This window comes from Streptomyces sp. NRRL F-5630 (assembly GCF_000719475.1).
GTDB lineage: Bacteria > Actinomycetota > Actinomycetes > Streptomycetales > Streptomycetaceae > Streptomyces.
This window is the reverse complement of sequence record NZ_JOGO01000105.1, coordinates 1-14511: the sequence shown is the minus strand read 5'-3', so window position 1 is coordinate 14511 and position 14511 is coordinate 1. Positions and strand designations below refer to the sequence as shown.

The following is a 14511-nucleotide window of genomic DNA, read 5'->3' as shown; positions in this document are numbered from 1 at the left end:
ATCGCGGGGGGCTCGGGGTCGCGGGGGGCGGGGCGGGTGCCGGGGCCCGCGGGGCCGGCGGCGTGCTGACTGAGGATGTCGTGCAGGGCGCGGCGGACCGCCAGACGTATCGCCGCGACCGCGGGATGGGGACCCATGTCCGTGTTCCCTTCGTTGGAGCGCGTGTGCCCCCGGGGGCCGGGGCGGAGAGGGGGACGGCCGTACGGCGCGTGGGCGCGCGGCGTTCGTCCACCACCCCGGTTGTCACGCAGGGTGCGTAGATGGTGACAGAAGGGGGCCCTTCTTCGAGCATCGCACGCCCGCCGAGGGCTCACGGTCCCTCGGATGGGTGATTACCGGGGCGTTTCGCTGCCGCCGGGGCGGGTGCGGGGCTCGTTCTCGGGTAACGGGCGAGGGGCGTCTGTGGTCACGTACGGCGAGCGGAATCCTGCGGCTTTTCCGGTATGTACGGGGAGGGCGACGCCCCGTCAGTTCTCCTCGCCCGGCGCCGTGTCGGGGCCGCTCTCGTCGCCGTGGACGCGGGCGATCCACTCGTCGGGGTGGTGGATCTCGCGCTTCGTGGGGAGGGTGTTCGGCGAGGTCCAGACCCGGTTGAAGCCGTCCATGCCGGTCTCCTCGACGACGGCGCGGACGAAGCGTTCCCCGTCGCGGTACTGGCGGAGTTTCGCGTCGAGGCCGAGGAGGCGGCGCAGGGCGAGGTCGATGCGGCTGGCGCCCTTGGCGCGGCGCTCCTGGAACTTCTCGCGGATCTCGCCGACGGAGGGCACGACGGCGGGCCCCACGCCGTCCATGACGTAGTCCGCGTGGCCTTCGAGGAGGGACATGACGGCGGTGAGGCGGCCGAGGATCTCGCGCTGGGCGGGGGTCTGGACGAGTTCGACGAGCGAGCCGCCGTTCTCCTCGTCGGCGCCGTCGGCCCGCTTCTGGCGGCCGTCGCGGTCGAGGAGGGAGCGCACGGTCTCGCCGAGGCGGTCGGCGAACTGGCCGGGGTCGAGTTCGGTCTCGTCGAGGAAGCCGCGGATCTCGTTCTCCAGGTGGTCGCGCAGCCAGGGCACGCCGGTGAACTGGGTGCGGTGGGTCTCCTCGTGGAGGGTGACCCAGAGGCGGAAGTCCCTTGGGTCGACGCCGAGTTCGCGTTCGACGTGCACGATGTTCGGCGCCACGAGGAGGAGCCGGCCGCCGCCGGTGCCGCCGGGGAGTTCGCGCGAGGGCGGCGCGAAGGTCTCGTACTGGCCGAGGACGCGCGAGGAGAGGAAGGAGAGGAGGACGCCGAGTTCGGCGCCGGTGACCTTGCCGCCGAGCGCGGTGACGATGCTGGAGGAGCCGCCCTCGTTCCTGCGGCCCTGCATCTTGTCGAGCAGGGGCGCGAGCAGCGAGCGGAAACCGGCGACGTTGGCGCGGACCCAGCCGGGGCGGTCCACGACGAGGACGGGGGTGTCCGCGAACGGCGGGGGGTTCATGCGGGTGTAGGCGCGGACGTGTTCCTCGGCCGACTTGGCGTGCGCGCGGAGTTCGGCGACGATCGCGCGGGCTTCGTCGCGGCTCACCTCCGGGCCCGGACGCAGGAGGCGGGTCGCGGTGGTGACCGCGAGATTCCAGTCGACCATCTGGGGACCACCGAGGCTCGTCATGTGTCAACGGTACGGGGTTTCCGGGGCGGAAAGGAGGGGGGCGGGCCCGGGCGCGGGCCGTTTGCCGTATCGGCGGCTCGCCGCCGCGGCGGCCCCTTCCCGGGCCGCCCCCGGCCCCTCCCCGGCTCTCCTCCGGCCCTCTCCCGTCCTCCCCCGGCGTTCCTCCGGCCCTCCTCCGCCCTCCGGCCAGGGGCCCCGCGCCCCGCCGGCCGCCTGCGGCGGCGGTGAGCGGCCGTGAGCGGCGGCGGATCAGCTCTCCGCGAGGGCCGTCGCCATCTTGTCCAGCGCCGCCTGGGCGGCCATCGGGTCGGGGGCGTCGTGGCTCATGAAGGCGAAGCCGAGGAGGCGGCCCGAGCGGGTGACGACGGTGCCGGCGAGGGTGTTGACGCCGGTGAGGGTGCCGGTCTTGGCGCGGACGAGGCCGGTGCCCGCCTTGTTGCGGTCGGCGGTGTAGCGGGTCGCGAGGGTGCCGGTGAAGCCGGCGACGGGCAGGCCCGTGAGGACGGCCCGCAGGCCCGGGTGGTCCTTGTGCGCGGCTTCGGCGAGGAGCGCGGTGAGGAGTCCGGGGGTGAGCTTGTCGGCGCGGTCGAGGCCGCTGCCGTCGTGGAAGGAGGCGCCCTCGACGGGCAGGCCGAGCTTGTCGAGGCGGTCGTGGACGGCTCGGGCGCCGCCCGCGAAGTCGGCCTTCGCGCCGGTCGCGAGGGCGGTCTGGCGGGCGAGGTGCTCGGCGATGTCGTTGTCCGAGTAGGTGAGCATCCGCTCGACGATCGTGGCGAGGGGCGCGGAGGAGACGGAGGCGATCTCGCCGTTCTCGCCGCCCTTGGCGCCGTCGTCCGGCTCCGGGGGCTTCGACGGGTCCTCGGCGGGGGACTTCTTGCCGTCGCCCGTCTCGACCTCGTCGCGGAGTTCGACGCCCGCCTGGGCGAGGAGGTCGTGGAAGCGGCGGGCGGTGTCGAGCGCGGGGTCGGCGCCGCGTGCGGCGGGGCCGTGGTCGCTGGAGTCGAGGCGGCCCTCGTCGGCGATGAGCGGGGTGACGGGGGCGAGGTTCTCGTTGGGCCCTATGGGGTGCCGGGTGGTGCCCGCGTAGCGGGAGGTGTCGTAGACGAGGGTGTACGGGCCGCCCGCCCCGCCGAGCGCCTTGGCGGTGCGGGTGGCGAGGGTGCGCAGGCTCGCGTACTCGCCGGGGTGGGCGCGGGCGGTGAGGGTGGGGTCGCCGCCGCCGACGAGGACGAGGCGGTGGCCGTCCTTCTCGACGCGGGTCTCGATGCGGTGATCGGGGCCGAGGGCGTCGAGGGCGGCGACGGCGGTGGCGATCTTGGTGACGGAGGCCGGGGTCGCGGCGGTGGCGGCGTGGTTCCCGTAGACCCGCTCGCCGCTCGTGAGGTCGACGACGGAGGCGGAGGGGTCCTCGCCGAGCGCGCGGACGGCGAGCAGCGGGTCGAGGCGGCCCGCGAGGGCGGGGCCCCGCCCTCCGGCGGTGTCGCCGCCGCCGGTGCGCAGCCCGTCGAGCACGGGGCCCGCGCTCGGGGCCGGGGAGGGGAGCCCGGCGGAGGTGAGGGGGCGGTGCGCGGCCTGCGGTCCGGCGGCACCGGGGGCCGGGCCGGCCGCGCGGCGGGCCTCGGCGACGCGCTGTCCGGAGGAGTCGTAGGGGCCCGCGAGGGCCGCCGTGCCGCCGGCGACCAGGAGTCCGGCGACGGCGGCGACGGCCGTGAGCTGGAGACTCGTCAGCGGGCCGCGGGTCCGCGGGCGTGCGGGCAGCTTCGGCTCGGGCACGGCGGACCAGCCCCTTTCACGATCACTGAGCGGAGTGAGGGACACTTAACCACTGCGCCTTACCGCGAGCACGGCGTCCCGGTCCGTACGGGTCCCTCCCCGGGAGCCGGAGCCGGACGGGCACCCCCGGTCGGACGCAGTCACGAACAGCTCAGCAACGGGCGTGGCACGGCCACGACCGGACACGTACCGACATGGAGGAGCCAGCGGTGGAGTTCGACGTCACGATCGAGATCCCGAAGGGTTCGCGCAACAAGTACGAGGTGGACCACGAGACCGGTCGGGTGCGCCTGGACCGCCGCCTGTACACGTCGATGGCGTACCCCACGGACTACGGCTTCGTGGAGGACACCCTCGGCGAGGACGGCGACCCGCTCGACGCGCTCGTCATCCTGGACGAGCCGCTCTTCCCGGGCGTCCTCGTCGAGGCGCGCACGATCGGCATGTTCAAGATGACCGACGAGGCGGGCGGCGACGACAAGCTGCTGTGCGTCCCGGCCGGTGACCCGCGCTTCGCGCACCTCCAGGACATCGAGGACGTCTCGCCGTTCCTGCGCGACGAGATCAAGCACTTCTTCGAGTCCTACAAGGACCTGGAGCCCGGCAAGGAGGTCCAGGGCGCCGACTGGGTCGGCCGCGCCGAGGCCGAGGCCGAGATCGAGGCGAGCCGCAAGCGCCTCAAGGAGCAGGGCGGCCACTGAGCCGCGCCGGTCCCGCGCGGGCGCCGCGTCCGCGCGGGACCGGTCCGAAGGGCCGTACGGGTCTCCGTGCGGCCCTTCGCCGTGCGTGCGGGAACCGCCGACGTCCCGCCGCGGCCCCCGCGAGGGTCCCGCGAGGCGACGCGGCGCCGCACGGAACCCACCGCCGCCGCACGGAACCCGCCACCGCTGTGCGCACGCGCCGCGGCGGCCGTGCGGCACTCGCCGGGCCCCCCGCCCCCACGGCGTTTACGGTGCTGTGCAGTGGGTGAGCCGAAGCCGGGGGACGAGTCAGCGGCGAGCGAGGAGCGAGCGACAGGTGAGCGAGGCGGAGGACCGGGACCGGGGCGAGGACCGGGACCACCGGGACGAGAGCCGGGGCCCGGACGGCGGCCGGGACCGCGGCGGCGCGGAGAGCCGCCCTGCCCCGGACGCGACGGAGCCCGATGAGGGCTCCGCGAAGCCCCAGTCCGACGAGGCCCGCAGCGCCTTCTCACCCCCCTCCGGAGTGGCCCCCGCCACCGGACGGCCGAACCGGGCCGAGGCGGAGGACGACCCGCAGGTCACCTCCGAGTTCGCCCTGCCCGAGGGCTTCGTACCGCCCGAGCCCCCCGACACGGACACGTCCGCCACCACCACCTCCGCCTTCTCCCTCCCCCACACCTACGACGCCCGCAACGCCCCCTCGGCCTTCACGCCCGCCGAGGGTGTCCCGGTCCTGCGCCTGACGAAGGAGGCGCCGTGGCAGGACCGGATGCGCACGATGCTGCGGATGCCGGTCGCCGAACGCCCGACGCCCGAGGCGGCGCAGAAGCACGACGCCGAGGAGGGCCCGGCCGTCCCGCGCGTCCTCGACCTGACCCTGCGCATCGGGGAGCTGCTGCTCGCGGGCGGTGAGGGCGCCGAGGACGTCGAGGCCGCGATGTTCGCCGTCTCGCGCTCGTACGGGCTCGACCGCGTCGAACCGAACGTGACCTTCACGCTCCTCAACATCAGCTACCAGCCCAGCCTCGTCGAGGACCCCGTGACCGCCGCGCGCACCGTGCGGCGGCGCGGCACCGACTACACGCGGCTGTCGGCCGTCTTCCAGCTCGTCGACGACCTCACCTCGCCGCACACGGACGTGTCGCTCGAAGAGGCGTACCGGCGGCTCGCGGAGATCCGGCGCAACCGGCACCCGTACCCCGGCTGGGCGCTCACGGCGGCGAACGGGCTGCTCGCCGGGAGCGCGTCCGTGCTCGTCGGCGGTGGCGTCGCGGTGTTCTTCTGCGCGGCGGTCGGCGCGATGCTCGGCGACCGGCTCGCCTGGCTCGCCTCCGGGCGCGGGCTGCCGGAGTTCTACCAGTTCCTCGTCGCCGCGACGCCGCCCGCCGCGATCGGCGTCGCCCTCAACCTCGCCCACTCGGACCTGCGCGCCTCCGCCGTCATCACCGGTGGCCTGTTCGCGCTGCTGCCGGGGCGGGCGCTCGTCGCGGGGGTGCAGGACGGCCTGACCGGTTACTACATCACCGCCGCCGCCCGGCTCCTGGAGGTCCTGTACTTCTTCGTCGGGATCGTCATCGGGGTGCTCGTCGTGCTGTACGCGGGCGTCCAGCTGCACGCCAGTCTCGATCCGGACGTGGCCGTGAACGCCGTGAACAAGCCGGTCGCGCAGCTCCTCGCCTCGATCGCGCTCTCCCTCGCCTTCGCGGTGCTGCTCCAGCAGGAGCGCTCGACGGTCATCCCGGTCGCGCTCAACGGGGGCGTCGCGTGGCTCATCTACGGCTCGATGCACTTCACGGGCGAGATCTCGCCCGTCGCGGCGACGGCGGTCGCCGCCGGGCTCGTCGGCCTGTTCGGGCAGTTGCTCTCGCGCTACCAGTTCGCGTCCTCGCTGCCGTACGTGACGGCAGCGATCGGCCCGCTGCTGCCCGGTTCCGCGACGTACTACGGGCTGCTCGGCATCGCGCAGAACGATCTGAACGACGGCCTGCTGTCGCTGTCGCGCGCGGTCGCCACCGCGCTCGCGATCGCGATCGGCGTCAACCTCGGCTCGGAGATCTCCCGGCTCTTCCTGCGCGTGCCCGGCACCATCGCGCGCAAGGGAGCGAAACGGACCCGGGGCTTCTGACCTCCCGCCCCGGGCCCGTGGGCCGTGGGCCCGCTCAGCGGCGCGGCTCCTCGTCCGGGTAGCCGTAGCCGCCGCGCGGGGGCCGCTGCCCGTATCCCTGCTCCTGCTCGTAGACGGGGAAGGGCTGGGTCGCGTCGGGCTCCTGGTAGCCGTCGTCCGCCTGCGGGGGCGCGGGCTGCCGCGGGTACGGCTGGGGCTGCGGCTGCCCGTACGCCTGCGGCTGGCCCTGGTACGGCTGCGGCTGACCGCCGTACCCCTGCTGCTGACCGCTGTAGGGCTGCTGCTGAGCGCCGTATCCCTGCTGCTGACCGCTGTACGGCTGCTGCTGACCGTTGTAGGGCTGCTGCCCGCCGTAGGGGGCCGCCTGCGGGCTGTACCCGCCGGCCTGCTGCTCCCCGCCGTACGCGGCCGGGTACTGCTGCTGCCCGTACGGCTGCGGGGCCTGCTGGTTCTGCGGGGCCTGCTGGTTCTGCGGGGCCTGCTGGTCCCGCGGGGCCTGGTACCGCGCCTGCTCGCCGTACGCGAAGCCCTGCTGGCCGCCGTAGGTCCCGCCGCCGTAGGGCTGCGGACCGGCGGGGGGCTGCTGCGTCCCGGCCGGGGGCTGCTGCGGGGCGTAGCCGCCGGGGGTCCGCGGGTCGCCGTAGGGCTGCTCGCCGTACGGGGGCCGGGGCCGGTCTTCGGCGGCGTACGGGGCGCTGTTCCACGCGGACCGCGGGGAGGCGCCGGGGTCCTGCGGGCCCTCGTCGTCGGGGCGGGCCGGGTCCTTGGGGCTCGCCGGCGAGGCGGCGGAGCCGGAGGCGGAGTCCTTGCGGCTCTTGCCGCGCGCCCGCAGGTACTCGATCGCGATCGGCAGGACCGAGACGAGGACGATCAGGACGAGGATGACCTCGATGTTCGCCTTGACGAAGCCGATCCCCCCGAGCCACGCGCCGAGCAGCGTCACGCCCGCGCCCCACAGGACGCCGCCGAGGACGTTGAAGGTGATGAAGGAGCGGTAGGCCATCCCGCTGACGCCCGCGATGATCGGCGTGAAGGTGCGGATGACGGGCACGAAGCGGGCGAGGACGAGGGATTTCGCGCCGTGCTTCTCGAAGAACTCGTGCGCCTTCTGCACGTTCTCCTGCTTGAAGATCTTCGAATCGGGCCGCTTGAAGAGGGAGGGCCCGACTTTCTTGCCGAAGAGGTATCCGGCCTGGTCACCGAGGATCGCCGCGACGCAGATGATCGCGATGGCCCCGGCGAGCGGGAAGTCGAGGTCACCGCTCGTGATGAGCAGCCCGCAGGTGAAGAGCAGCGAGTCACCGGGCAGGAAGAAGCCGATGAGCAGCCCCGACTCGGCGAAGACGATGAGTGCGAGTCCCCAGATGCCGAAGTTGTCGAGCATGGTGTTGGGATCGAGCCAGCTCGGTCCGAGAGCAAGCGAGTTCACGACGTTCGGGCTCCTGGGGTCCTGGCCGGCGGGGGGACGACCGTTCGGCGGAGAAGGCGGGGGGCGGCGGGCTGTCCCACCGGAGGGGAAGTGTCCTGCGGTAGCAAAGCTACCAACGTGTCCCGCCCGGCCCGCGTTCCCGGCCCGTGCGGGGCCGGAGCGCTTGCCGTGGCCCACGCGCCCGGACGCACGAGCGGTTCCGCGCCCAGCGCGATTGTGCCGACCGTCACGGCGCCCTCCACACCCGTCACGTACCGCCCCGCCCCGTATCTCCCTTTTCCTCCCCGGCTGCTCGTGGCAGACGGGGCGCCGATGCGGCTGGGCCGCCCCGGACCGGCGCCGGAGGAGCGCGGCACCGGTTCCGCTCCGTAGCCGCTTGCCCCGTTTTCGTCCGGAATGCGCCTACGCTGCCCGCGACACGAGCCCCGCATCCCGAGGGAGCGCCATGCTGCACCACCCGCCCGAGGACCCGGAGGAGCGGGACAAGCCGCTCGCCGTGAACCCCTTCTTCGGCGAGGCCGACCCGCTCGACGGGATGCGCGAGGCCCCGCCCCGGCACCGGCTGCCGCGCGAGCCGATGGCCCCACACCCGGCGTACCAGCTCGTGCACGACGAGCTGATGCTCGACGGGAACGCGCGGCTCAATCTCGCCACGTTCGTCACGACGTGGATGGAGCCCCAGGCGGGGGTGCTCATGAGCGAGTGCCTCGACAAGAACATGATCGACAAGGACGAGTACCCGCGGACGGCGGAGCTGGAGCGGCGCTGCGTCGCGATGCTCGCCGACCTGTGGCACGCGCCGGACGCGCGGGACGCGGTGGGGTGTTCGACGACCGGGTCGAGCGAGGCATGCATGCTCGCGGGGATGGCGCTCAAGCGCCGGTGGATGCGGAGGAACAAGGACCGCTATCCGGGCAGTGCGCGGCCGAACCTCGTGATGGGGATCAACGTGCAGGTGTGCTGGGAGAAGTTCTGCGACTTCTGGGAGGTGGAGGCGCGGCAGGTACCGATGGAGGGCGAGCGGTACCACCTCTCCCCCGAGGCGGCGGTCGAGCTGTGCGACGAGAACACAATCGGCGTCGTCGGCATCCTCGGCTCGACGTTCGACGGTTCGTACGAGCCGGTCGCGGAGCTGTGCGCGGCGCTCGACGCGCTCCAGGAACGGACCGGGCTCGACATCCCCGTGCACGTGGACGCCGCGTCGGGCGGGATGATCGCGCCGTTCCTCGACCCGGACCTCGTGTGGGACTTCCGGCTGCCGCGCGTCGCTTCGATCAACACCTCGGGGCACAAGTACGGGCTCGTGTACCCCGGCGTGGGGTGGGCGCTGTGGCGCGACAAGGAGGCGCTGCCCGAGGAACTCGTCTTCCGCGTCAACTACCTGGGCGGCGAACTGCCCACGTTCGCGCTGAACTTCTCCCGGCCCGGCGCGCAGGTCGTGGCGCAGTACTACACGTTCCTGCGGCTCGGCTTCGAGGGGTACCGGGCGGTGCAGCGGACGAGCAGGGACGTGGCGCGCCACCTGGCCGAACGCATCGAGGCCATGGGCGACTTCAGGATGCTGACGCGGGGCGACGCGCTCCCGGTCCTGGCCTTCGCGACGACGTCCGAGGTCACCGCGTACGACGTCTTCGACGTCTCGCACCGCCTGCGCGAACGCGGCTGGCTCGTCCCCGCCTACGCCTTCCCGAAGAACCGCGAGGACCTGTCGGTCCTGCGCATCGTCTGCCGCAACGGCTTCTCGTCCGACCTGGCGGACCTGCTGCTCGGCGATCTGGAGAGCCTGCTGCCCCAGCTCAGGGCCCAGCCGCATCCGGCGACGCGCAGCAGGGAACGGGCGACGGCGTTCCACCACTGAGGAGGGCGGAGCCGCAGGGCCCCGGCCACCGTCTCCGCCCGGCCGCGCGGCACCCGGCCGCGCGGCACCCGGTCACCGCGCCACCCGCCCGCGCGGGCGTCCGGTCCGCGCGGGCCCTGCGCTCAGCCCTCGCGCGCCACCAGCGCGAACGCCGTCTCGCCGTCCAGTTGCTCCCGCAGGATGTCGGCGTGGCCCGCGTGGCGGGCGTTCTCGCGGATGAGGTGGAGGAGGAGCCAGCGCAGCGAGACGGCCTGGGCGTCGGGGAACCAGGGGGCCTTCGGGAGCGGGAAGGTCTCGTCGAGGCTCGGGCGCGACCTGATCCACTCCTCCGTCTCGCGCGCGACCTTCTCGGCGTAGGCGCGGGTGCCCTCCAGGGTCTCGCCGTCGAGGAGGGCGTGGCTCTCGTGCCAGTTCTCGGGGGTGCGGACGGTGTCGGGGGCGGTGCCCCGGGCGCGGGCGAGCCAGCCCTGCTCGGTCTCGGCGGTGTGCTTGAGGAGGCCGCCGAGGCTCAGTTCGCCCGCGCAGGGCCGCTGCCTGGCCTGCTCCTCGGTGAGCCCGAGCGTGGCGCGGCGCAGGGCGCCGCGCTGCTCGTCGAGAAAAGCGAGCAGCGCGCCCGCCTCGTCACCGGGAAGCTCGGGACCGACGTGCTTGACCATGGAATTCTCCTTCTTTCAGCAACTTTCGTGCCGTTGAGAGGAAGGTAGGGGCCCTCGCGGACAGAAGCGGTCCGCCATTCACCGCCACGCCGTAAACCCGCGCCCGTGCGCCGAACGGCCCCCCCTCACGCGCGTACGGGAGCGACCGATCCCGGGGTCGCGCCCGCCCGCGCGGCCGGCCCCGGCGGCCCGCCCGTTCACAAGGCGTAGGTCGCCGGCCCGTGCTGCACCGAGATCCACCGCTGCGTGGTGAACGCGTCCACCGACGCCGCCCCGTTGAGCCGCCCGATCCCGGAGCGCTTGACGCCCCCGAAGGCCGCCATCGGGTCGTCCTCCAGCGTCGTGCCGTTGACGTGGATCATCCCGGCCTCGACGCGCCGCGCGAAGGCGACGCCGCGCTCGGCGTCCCCGGCGTGGACCGCGCTGCTGAGGCCGTAGGGCGTGTCGTTGGTGAGCCGCAGCCCCTCCTCGTCGCCGTCGAAGGGGACGAGGAGCGCGACGGGTCCGAAGATCTCCTGGCGCAGCAGCGGCGAGTGCGGCGAGAGCCCGGTGAGGATGGTCGGTTCGACGAGGTTGCCGACGGTGCGGCCGTGCAGGAGCGGCTTCGCGCCCTCCGCGAGCGCCTCGTCGACGAGCGCCGTGAGTGCCTCGGCGTGGAACGAGTCGATGACCGGCCCGAGTTGGGTCGCGGGGTCGGCGGGGTCGCCGGTACGCAGCGCGGCGACGCGCTCGGTGAAGCGGGTGCTGAACTCGGGTTCGAGCGCGCGGTCCACGAGGATGCGGTTGGCGGCCATGCACACCTGGCCCTGGTACACGTACCGGCTGAAGACGGCCGCGTCGACGGCCCGGTCGAGCGCCGCGCCCGCGAGGTCCCCGAGTGCGACGAAGGCGCCGTTGCCGGAGAGCTGGAGGACCGTGCGCTTGAGGGCGCGCGCGGCGACGGCGGCGACGTGGCGGCCGATGCGGTCCGAGCCGGAGAAGGAGATGACCTTCGGGACGGGGTGCTCGATGAGGTCGTCGCCGATCTCGGCGATGTCCGTGATGAGCACGTTGAGCACCCCCGGCGGCAACCCGGCCAGCTCGAAGACGCGGGCGACGAGGCCGCCGCCGACGATCGGGGCGTTCTGGTTGGGCTTGACGAGGACGGCGTTGCCGAGGGCGAGAGCGGGCGCGACGGACTTGAGCGTCACCAGCAGCGGGTAGTTGAAGGGGCTGATGACGGTGACGACCCCTGCGGGCTCGCGGTAGACGCGGTTCTCCTTGCCGGGCGTGAGCGCGGGCAGGAGTTCGCCGTCGGGCATCACGGCGACCCCGGCGGCGTGGCGCAGGAACTCGGCGGCGAGGTCGATCTCGTAGTACGCCTTCGCGCGCGTCGCGCCGAGTTCGGCGATCATCGCCTCGGCGGTCTCCTCGCGCAGCCCCATCAGCGCGGTACGGGCCCGCTCCAGGACCTCGCGGCGCGCGTGGGGTCCCGCGGCGGCCCAGCCGGGCTGCGCCCGCGCCGCCGCCCGGTACGCCTCGTCGACCTCCACGCCGGTCGCCGCGGTCACGGCGGCGAGCTTCTCCCCGTTGTACGGGTTGAAGTCGATGACGTCCCAGGAACCCCGGCCGACGCGCCATTCGCCGTCGATGTACTGGTGGGACAGGTCGGTGAAGAACGACATGGGCCATTTCCTTGCCGGTTGCGCGTGCCGCCCGGGACCCAAGGGCCCTTTCGCGACTCCCCGTTGGCGTGCATGGTACGCGCGAGCGACCGCGTGGCGGCAGGGATTGGGCCGTGCGGGGGACCCTGTGCTAAAGGATGGAGCGCCGCGCCCGTACGGAATCACCCCCGTCCGTACGGCCCACCCCGCCCGCACGGAACCATCCCGTCCGCGCGGGCCGGCGCCCGCCTCCGCCGCCTCACATCAGCTGGAGCAGCCCCCGCAGCAGGTCGCGGCTCTCCTCCGGGCCCGGGCAGTCCGCGCTCAGCCGGTCGAACGTGTTGCCGTAGAGGGCGACTTCCTCGGGCTTGTCGAGGTAGAGCGCGCTCGTGAGCTGTTCGAGGTAGACGAGGTCGGAGAGGCCCGTGTCGGGGAAGCCGAGGAGGGAGAAGGCGCCGCTCTCGCCGGAGTGGCCGCCGAAGCTGAACGGCATCACCTGGAGCGTCACGTTCTCGTGCTGCGACATCTCGATGAGGTGCTCCAACTGGCCGCGCATGACGTCCCGGTCGCCGTACGGGCGGCGCAGCGCGGCCTCGTCGAGCACCGCGTGGAAGCGCGGGGCGCGCTCGGCGACGAGGACCTTCTGGCGCTCCAGGCGCAGCGCGACGCGCCGTTCGATCTCGGAGGGGTCCCCCTCCGGCATCCCCTTGGCGACGACGGCCTGGGCGTACGCCTCGGTCTGGAGCAGCCCGTGCACGAACTGCACCTCGTAGACCCGGATCACGGACGCGGCGCCCTCCAGGCCCACGTACGTGGGGAACCAGTTCGGCAGGACGTCCGAGTAACTGTGCCACCAGCCCGCGATGTTCGCCTCCTTCGCGAGGCCGAGCAGCTGACCTCGCTCCGCCGTGTCGTGCACGCCGTAGAGCGTGAGCAGATCCTCCACGTCCCGCGCCTTGAAGCTCACCCGTCCCAACTCCATGCGGCTGATCTTCGATTCCGAGGCCCTGATCGCGTAGCCGGCGCCTTCGCGAGTGATCCCGCGCGACTCGCGCAGCCGCCGCAGCTGCGAGCCGAGCAGGATGCGCCGTACGACCGAGCCTCCTCCTGCCCCCTCGGCCTGGGGTTGCCCCCAGTCCCCTGCGGTCACGACACCCAGCCTCCCCTCCATCGGACGTCCAGGGCGATGCCTCCAAGCCCCGCAGTCTGCCACTAAAAGGCTTCGTGCCGTACTCGTTCGGTTACGGAAACGGAAAGCTTGCGTCATGTGCCGGGAAGAGTTGCCGCGAGTTGGCCGGAAGAAATGGGGGTGAAGTGGTAGGTGTGGCGGCAATTCCGGCGCGTGCACGTGCATCTGCCCTTGCATCCGCTGTGTGCGTTCCGCCACGATGGGGGCGCACCGCCGCGCAGCCATCGCGAATCCCGGGAGTGCCTCGCATGGGGACGAATGGATCGACCATGCTCGACCCGCTGAGGCAAGGGCTACCGCCGCTCGACCCCGCGACGGTCAGCGACGCCGCCTCCTGCACCTTGAGCACCCGCCTCGAAGGCGTGCGCGAGGCCCGGCAGTTCGCCCGTACGACCCTGGACCGCTGGGATCTGGCCGAACTCGCCGACGACATCGCGCTCGTCGTCTCCGAACTCGTCACCAACGCCCTGCGCCACGCCCTGCCCTCGCCCGAGGAAGCGCACGGCGAGGGCCCGGTCCGTCTCCACCTCATGCGCTGGGCGGGCCGCCTGATGTGCGCGGTGCGCGACCCGAGCGACGCGAGTCCGGTGGCGCGCGCGGAGGACTTCGCCGCCGAGTGCGGGCGCGGCCTCTTCCTCGTGGACTCCTTCAGCGAGAGCTGGGGCTGGCACCCGCTCGCGGGGACGCCGCACGGGAAGATGGTGTGGGCGCTGTTCCGGGCGTGAACGCGCGGGCAGAGGCCCGGGAATGAACGACGAGCGGTGCCGCCGGACGCGGACACCGCTCTTTTCGTACGCGGGCACACGTACGGGACGAAACGGGCCGCCTTTCCGCGGCCCCGGGGCGAAAGTCGCCCTCAGCCCGTGACGAGGTGGTCGAATTCCCCGTCCTTCACACCGAGGAGCATCGCCTCTATCTCGGCGCGCGTGTAGACGAGCGCCGGGCCCTCGGGATGACGGGAGTTGCGCACAGCGACGTCGCCGCCCGGGAGTTTGGCGAACTCCACGCAGGTGCCCTGGGAATTGCTGTGCCGGCTCTTCTGCCAGACGACCCGGTGGACCTGCTGGAGTTCGGTTGCCGCCATGCCGTTGTACGCCTGGTGCACTGGTCGCTCCCGGTAGTGCTATGGCCAATGGTGCATCGGTCAACTGCGCGCGATCATAGCCGCGTTCACGTGCGGATGCATGAGCAAATGCACGTGCACGTGGGGTGTTCCCTTGACTACAGGCTTCCCAGGAGGCCGCGATTCCCCTCCGAGCACGCGAAAGCCGGCCCCGCAAGGGGGCCGGCTCATGGAGGCGTGGCGCACCTCACCCTGCGTAGGACACCTACGCAGGGCGGCGGGCGCGAGGGGGCGGGGCGAGGCAGGTCGTGCCGTTCGCCGGGGACGCCTCGCCTGTGGACAAGTCGGGGGCAACGGCACATCGCGCCACCCTTTCGGGTGAGCGGTTGTGCGGGATGAGCCGGGTTGTCCACAGATTCGTGCGGGTGGGCGGGGAGGGGGTGGGGGTTTGGGAGACTGGT

11 protein-coding genes and 1 pseudogene are annotated in these 14511 nt (G+C 73.1%); 4 read left to right on the top strand and 8 right to left on the bottom strand.

Features of this window, described 5'->3' with window-relative positions; all coding sequences use genetic code 11:
* The 3 genes and pseudogenes from IF99_RS33740 to dacB all read right to left on the bottom strand — a co-directional run.
* Positions 1-137 (bottom strand): annotated as a pseudogene (locus IF99_RS33740) (tRNA lysidine(34) synthetase TilS); the annotation flags it as partial.
* Positions 138-467: 330 nt separating this feature from the next.
* Positions 468-1631, bottom strand: coding sequence for a zinc-dependent metalloprotease (locus IF99_RS0128440; RefSeq protein WP_037827873.1), 1164 nt, complete (start codon positions 1629-1631; stop codon positions 468-470).
* Positions 1632-1880: 249 nt separating this feature from the next.
* Positions 1881-3404 (bottom strand): D-alanyl-D-alanine carboxypeptidase/D-alanyl-D-alanine-endopeptidase, encoded by a 1524-nt coding sequence (gene dacB / locus IF99_RS0128435; RefSeq protein WP_234340898.1) that lies wholly within the window; start codon positions 3402-3404, stop codon positions 1881-1883.
* Positions 3405-3613: 209 nt separating this feature from the next.
* On the opposite strand from dacB, the gene IF99_RS0128430 reads away from it, so the two are divergent.
* Positions 3614-4105, top strand: coding sequence for an inorganic diphosphatase (locus tag IF99_RS0128430; RefSeq protein ID WP_031000939.1), 492 nt, complete (start codon positions 3614-3616; stop codon positions 4103-4105).
* A 316-nt stretch (positions 4106-4421) separates the two neighbouring features.
* Complete coding sequence (locus tag IF99_RS0128425) at positions 4422-6212, top strand: threonine/serine ThrE exporter family protein (protein ID WP_031000937.1); 1791 nt, start codon at positions 4422-4424, stop codon at positions 6210-6212.
* Between the two features lie 34 nt (positions 6213-6246).
* On the opposite strand, the gene IF99_RS0128420 is transcribed toward IF99_RS0128425, so the two are convergent.
* Positions 6247-7641 (bottom strand): DedA family protein, encoded by a 1395-nt coding sequence (locus IF99_RS0128420; RefSeq protein WP_031000935.1) that lies wholly within the window; start codon positions 7639-7641, stop codon positions 6247-6249.
* A gap of 445 nt (positions 7642-8086) precedes the next feature.
* Between IF99_RS0128420 and IF99_RS0128415 the strand changes: the two genes are divergently transcribed.
* Positions 8087-9499 carry a glutamate decarboxylase gene (locus IF99_RS0128415; protein ID WP_031000933.1) on the top strand — a complete coding sequence of 471 codons (1413 nt, stop codon included), beginning with the start codon at positions 8087-8089 and terminating at the stop codon, positions 9497-9499.
* 122 nt (positions 9500-9621) lie between these two features.
* Here IF99_RS0128415 and IF99_RS0128410 read toward each other — a convergent pair whose 3' ends face one another.
* From IF99_RS0128410 to IF99_RS0128400, 3 genes are all read right to left on the bottom strand, one after another.
* Positions 9622-10155: a DinB family protein gene (locus IF99_RS0128410; protein WP_031000931.1), complete on the bottom strand. Its 534-nt coding sequence runs from the start codon at positions 10153-10155 to the stop codon at positions 9622-9624.
* A 197-nt stretch (positions 10156-10352) separates the two neighbouring features.
* Entirely contained in the window at positions 10353-11819 is a 1467-nt protein-coding gene (locus IF99_RS0128405; protein ID WP_031000929.1) for an aldehyde dehydrogenase family protein, read from the bottom strand.
* Positions 11820-12057: 238 nt separating this feature from the next.
* On the bottom strand, positions 12058-12948 hold the full coding sequence (locus IF99_RS0128400; protein WP_031000927.1) for a helix-turn-helix domain-containing protein: 891 nt from the start codon (positions 12946-12948) through the stop codon (positions 12058-12060).
* 287 nt (positions 12949-13235) lie between these two features.
* Between IF99_RS0128400 and IF99_RS0128395 the strand changes: the two genes are divergently transcribed.
* Positions 13236-13712: an ATP-binding protein gene (locus IF99_RS0128395; RefSeq protein ID WP_199806579.1), complete on the top strand. Its 477-nt coding sequence runs from the start codon at positions 13236-13238 to the stop codon at positions 13710-13712.
* Positions 13713-13843: 131 nt separating this feature from the next.
* Here the strand turns inward: IF99_RS0128395 and IF99_RS0128390 are convergent, their stop codons facing one another.
* Entirely contained in the window at positions 13844-14092 is a 249-nt protein-coding gene (locus IF99_RS0128390) for a DUF397 domain-containing protein (RefSeq protein ID WP_008746394.1), read from the bottom strand.
* Between the last annotated feature and the right edge of the window lie 419 nt (positions 14093-14511).

What these genes read in the sequence shown, in the direction of transcription:
- IF99_RS0128410 (WP_031000931.1), bottom strand. Translation starts at nt 10,155, where the DNA reads ATGGTCAAGCACGTCGGTCCCGAGCTTCCCGGTGACGAGGCGGGCGCG.
- IF99_RS0128415 (WP_031000933.1), top strand. Translation starts at nt 8,087, where the DNA reads ATGCTGCACCACCCGCCCGAGGACCCGGAGGAGCGGGACAAGCCGCTC.
- IF99_RS0128405 (WP_031000929.1), bottom strand. Translation starts at nt 11,819, where the DNA reads ATGTCGTTCTTCACCGACCTGTCCCACCAGTACATCGACGGCGAATGG.
- IF99_RS0128440 (WP_037827873.1), bottom strand. Translation starts at nt 1,631, where the DNA reads ATGACGAGCCTCGGTGGTCCCCAGATGGTCGACTGGAATCTCGCGGTC.
- IF99_RS0128395 (WP_199806579.1), top strand. Translation starts at nt 13,236, where the DNA reads ATGGGGACGAATGGATCGACCATGCTCGACCCGCTGAGGCAAGGGCTA.